Below are 4,998 nucleotides of genomic sequence, written 5' to 3' on the forward strand. Positions count from 1 at the left end.
CTGCGCGAGGCGGCCGTCGAGCCGGCGCCCGCGGCCTCCGGTGCGGACGGCCTGTCGCGGGCGAGCCGGCGCGGCCTCGACCTCTTCGCCTTCTTCGTCGCCAACCTGCAGACAGGGTTCGGGCCGTTTCTGGCGGTGTACTTCACGCAATCGAAGTGGACCCAGTCCGATATCGGCTTCGCGCTCACCGTCGGCAGCCTCGTCAGCCTGCTCGGCCAGGTGCCCGGCGGCGCCTTCGTCGACGCGATGCGCTCGAAGCGCTTCGCCGCCGGCGTCTCGGTGGCTGCGATCTCGGCGAGCGCGCTTGCGCTGGCCCTGTGGCCGAACTTCCTGATCGTCCTTTTGGCGATGGCGGTTCATTCCGCGGCGAGCTGCATCCTGACGCCTGCGATCGCCGCGATCAGCATCGGCCTCGTCGGCCATGCCCGCGCCGGCGAGCGCCTCGGGCGCAACGCTAGCTTCCAGGCGATGGGCAACGCGGTGGCGGCTGCCGGCATGGGCGCCTGCGGGTACTACCTGTCGAACGACGCGGTGTTCTATCTTACCGCCGCCCTGGTGGTGCCGACGATCATGGCGCTCTCCGCCATCCGTGCCGAGGAGATCGATGCCGGCGTGCGCACGCAGGAACCCGAGGCACGCCCCGCGGACGCCGCGTCCGGCGGCGTGCGGGCGCTGCTCACCAACCGCGCGCTTCTCAGCTTCGCCGCCTGCATGACGCTGTTCTTCCTGGCCAACGCCGCGATGCTGCCGCTCGTCGGCAGCGTGCTGACCCTGCGGGCGAGCGAGACCGCGACCGCGCTGGTGGCCGCCTGCATCATGGTCCCGCAGGCGGTGCTGGCGGTGCTAGCCCCCGCCGTCGGCCGCGCGGCCGAGCGCTTCGGCCGCTACCCGGTGCTGCTCGCGGGCTTCGCCGCGCTTCCCATTCGCGGCCTGCTCTTCGCCTACACAGACAACCCGTACCTGCTGGTGGCGATCCAGGTGTTCGACGGCGTCTCGGCCGCGGTTCTCGGGGTCATGGTGCCGCTCGTGGTCTCCGACCTCACCCGCGGCACCGGCCGCTTCAACCTCGCATTGGGCGCCGTCGGCACCGCCATGGGGATCGGCGCCGCGCTCTCGACCTCGCTCGCGGGGATCCTCGCCGACCGGCTCGGCAGCCACACCGCCTTCCTCGGGCTCGCGGTGGTGGGCGCCGCCGCCTTCGCGCTGGTAGCGCTGATCATGCCCGAGACCCGGCGCGAGGCGGCGCGATGAGGGTCGATGCGTGGGGCGCAACGGCGTCCGGCACCGGATTCGCATGCCGGTCAAACGCCGTTCAGGTTCGCGGGATAAAAGCGCGGCGTAGGTTGGGGCTCACGCAACGGTCGACGAGGCTGTTGCGTTGCCCCGCCGGCGCTGATTTTTATTCGCGTCTCGTCGCCGTGCCGTCCGCCAACGCGTACACCGTGTCGCCCGCCCCTCCGTTCGCACCCTTCTCCATTGCTTCGTTCGCACGCTTGTCCGCCCCTTCGCCCCTCCCCGTTCCGCCGGCCCTCCGCGTCGCCTGAAATCGAGATGCTCATCGCGATGGAAGACCTCTGCCAATACGCCGACCGGCCCTTCGCCTTCGTCGGCCGCTACCTCCGGCGCCGGGCCCTGCCGCACGCCGTGATCTTGGTCGCGGTGCTCGGCGCCGTCGGGTTCTCGGTCTCGACCGACTACGCGCTGAAGGGCGTCGTCGACGCGCTGAGCAAGGGACCCGACGCACACCTGATCTGGGGGGCGCTCGCGATCCTCATCGCCTTCATCGCCGCCGACAACATGCTCTGGCGCGTGGCCTCGCTCGTCGGGTCCTTCACCTTCGTCGGCGTCACCGGCGACATCCGCCGCGACCTGTTCCGGCACATGACTGGGCACTCTCCGAGCTTCTTCGCCGACCGGCAGCCGGGTACCCTGGCCTCGCGCATCACCGCGACCTCGAACGCGATCTTCACGGTCGAGAACATGTTCGTGTTCAACGTGATGCCGCCCTGCGTCGCGGCCTTCGGCTCGATCCTCTACATCGGCAGCGTCAACCTCACGATGGCGCTCGTGCTGGCCGGCATCTTCGCCGCCGTCGTGGTGCTGATGTTCAAGATGGCGGCGGCCGGAAAGCCGCTGCACCACGACTTCGCCTCCAAGGCCGCCAGCGTCGACGGCGAGATGGTGGACCTCGTCGGCAACATGCCGCTCGTCCGCGCCTTCTCGGCGTTCAAGCGCGAGGGCGTGCGCTTCGAGGGCACCATCGCCAAGGAGATGCGCGCACGCCGCTCCTCGCTGCTCTACCTCGAGAAGCTCCGGATCGTGCACGCGATCCTCACCGTGCTCGCGGTGCTCGGCCTGCTCTACTGGGCGATCACCATGTGGGAGGCGGGCCAGGCGACCAACGGCCAGGTGGTGCTCGTCTGCACTCTCGGCATCCGCATCCTCGCCGCCACCCGCGACCTCGCCGTGGCGCTGGTCGACGCGACCCAGCACACCGCCCGCCTCTCGGAGGCGCTGCACACCCTGCTGCAGCCGCACGACCTGATCGACCATCCCGAGGCCGTGCCGCTCTCAGGGTCCGGCGCGCGCATCGAGTTCCATCACGTCGCCTTCGCCTACCCGGACGGGCGCTCGGTCTTCACCGACTTCGACCTCGTGCTCGAGCCCGGCCAGCGCGTCGGCCTCGTCGGCAAGTCGGGCGGCGGCAAGTCGACCCTGTTCTCGCTGATCCAGCGCTTCTACGAGGCCAAGGGCGGCAAGATCCTGATCAACGGGCACGACATCGACCGGGTGACGCAGGAATCCCTGCGCGAGGCGATCACGGTCGTGCCGCAGGACGTGTCGATGTTCCACCGCACGCTTCGCGAGAACATCCGCTACGGCCGGCCGGAAGCCTCGGACGAGGACGTATGGAAGGCGGCCGACGCCGCCCACTGCACCGACTTCATCAACGCCCTGCCGGAGGGGTTCGACACCATCGTCGGCGACCGCGGCGTCAAGCTCTCTGGCGGCCAGCGCCAGCGCATCGCGATCGCCCGCGCCATCCTCAAGGACTCGCCGATCCTGCTCCTCGACGAGGCGACCTCGGCGCTCGACGCCGAATCGGAGGAGGCGATCCGCCACGCGCTCGCCAACCTGATGAAGGGCCGCACCGTCATCGCCATCGCGCACCGGCTCTCGACCCTCAAGGATTTCGACCGGATCGTGGTGCTTGAGGGTGGTCGCATCATCCAGGACGGCTCGCCGGACAAGCTCACCCACCTCGACGGGTTCTATCGCGAGCTGATGAAGAAGGAATCGATGTCGATGGGCGCGTTGGTGGCGGCGTAGCCCCGTCACCCCGTTGCCTGTCGGGGCGCATCGATCAGACGAGCCCATTCACCCTGCGACCTCATCTTGAGGCGCCGCAGCGAAGCGGAGGCCTCGAAGGAGCCCTCCAGACTTCACCGCGATCCCTGGCCCCCTCCTTCGAGGCCCGCCGGGGCGGGCACCTCAGGATGAGGGCGAGGTCGGGATAAGATTTTTCCTCAGCTCACCTTCATCGACCGGAACATGAAGCGCCGGGCCTCGTCGTCGAGTTCGGCCTTGAACCCGTGGCGGCCCTTGAGGCTTTCCGCCTTCTGCGCAGCGGGGCGGGCGCTTACCGTGTCGAGCAGCCGTTTCACGTTGGGGAATTCGAGGATCGCGTCCTCGCCTAGGATGAAGGGCAGCATCCGCGCCCAGCCCCACACCGCCATGTCGACGATGCCGTACTCGGCCAGCACGAAGCTGCGGCCGGAAAGATGCGCGTCGAGCACGCTCCAATGGCGCCGCGCCTCGAACACGTAGCGCTCGGCGGCGTAGCCCGTCCGCTCGGCCTCGGGGGCGAAGTGACGGAAGTGCACGCACTGGCCCGAGAACGGCCCGATGCCTGTGGCGACGAACATCAGCCACGACAGCATCTCGCCCCGCGCCGCCTCGCCGTGTGGCAGGAAAGCCCCGGCCTTCTCGGCCAGATGCAGCAGGATCGCGTTCGAATCGAACACCGTCGCGTCGCCGTCGACGATCGCGGGCACTTTCGCGTTCGGGTTGATCGCGGCGTAGGTCTCCGCGAACTGCTCCCCCCGGCGGGTGTCGACCGGAATCGGTTCGTAGGCGAGGCCGGTCTCCTCCAGGCAGAGGGCGACCTTCATCGGGTTCGGCGAGAGGTTGTAGTAGAAGCGGATCATGGCGTGCGCGTCCTGCATGTGGCCCCGACCGGGGCTTCGCGCGAAGGACGTATCGGTTGCAAGACCTCGACGCCCCGATCGGCGCGCGCCCGCCTACTCCACCACCACCTTGTAGCTCTGGCCCGGTTTCAGCGGCACCCCGCGCTCGAGGCCGTTGAGCACCAGGAACCGATCCAGCGCCCTGTCGGGCACCGCCATGCGGCGGGCGAGGTCCTCGGCGCTCGAAGACGCGGCGGCGACGACCTGCAGGCGCAGGGGCTTCAGCGAGGCGGTCTCGGCGGCGGAGACCGAAGCGAGGCTCGCGGTCCAGCGGCGGAAGGCCGGGTCGGGGTCGGTCGCGCCTTTGGCCGCCATGATCAGGCGGAAGGTGGTCTCGCCGACGCGGATCGCGGCGAGCCGGAAGGTCCAGTCCTTGCCACGCGACAGGGCGGTCGCCGCCGGGTGGCCGGCGATCGGCGCCACCTCGATCGAGGCCGGGTCGATCGCGTCGTTCCACGTCGCCTTGAGGATGGCGTCGAGGCCCTGGCCGTCCTTGGCCTCGACCTGGTCGAACAGCAGGCGCCGGCTGCCCTCGTTGGTGGTGCCGAGCACCGCGTTGCGGGTGTTCTCGATCGAGAAGCCGTCCGGAACCTCGAAGGCGATGCCGAGGCTCGGATGCACGAAGCGGTGCCCGCGCACCGCGCCCTCGCCGGGGTTGTCGCCGTAGGCGAGACCGTCGACCGCCGCGAGGTAGACGGCCCGGTCGTCGACGCCGATGCCGGGCGCGCCGGTGCGCCGCGCGGCGCGGGTG

Annotated in this window: 3 protein-coding genes and 1 pseudogene; 2 read left to right on the plus strand and 2 right to left on the minus strand. The window is 69.8% G+C overall.

The genetic code is table 11. The features are described from left to right. Window positions 1–51: 51 nt before the first annotated feature. Complete coding sequence (locus FV222_RS17145) at window positions 52–1,251, plus strand: MFS transporter (RefSeq protein ID WP_246685512.1); 1,200 nt, start codon at window positions 52–54, stop codon at window positions 1,249–1,251. Window positions 1,252–1,563: 312 nt separating this feature from the next. After that, on the plus strand, window positions 1,564–3,330 hold the full coding sequence (locus tag FV222_RS17150) for an ABC transporter ATP-binding protein (RefSeq protein ID WP_147765100.1): 1,767 nt from the start codon (window positions 1,564–1,566) through the stop codon (window positions 3,328–3,330). Window positions 3,331–3,527: 197 nt separating this feature from the next. On the opposite strand, the gene FV222_RS17160 is transcribed toward FV222_RS17150, so the two are convergent. Beyond that, the gene (locus FV222_RS17160; RefSeq protein ID WP_147765098.1) at window positions 3,528–4,208 is read right to left on the minus strand and encodes a glutathione S-transferase N-terminal domain-containing protein; all 681 of its coding nucleotides are present in this window, start codon (window positions 4,206–4,208) and stop codon (window positions 3,528–3,530) included. 93 nt (window positions 4,209–4,301) lie between these two features. Next, window positions 4,302–4,998: pseudogene (locus FV222_RS17165) on the minus strand (peptidase M48); the annotation flags it as partial.

Origin of the sequence: Methylobacterium sp. WL103 (genome assembly GCF_008039885.1) — a bacterium.
Lineage (GTDB): Bacteria > Pseudomonadota > Alphaproteobacteria > Rhizobiales > Beijerinckiaceae > Methylobacterium > Methylobacterium cerastii.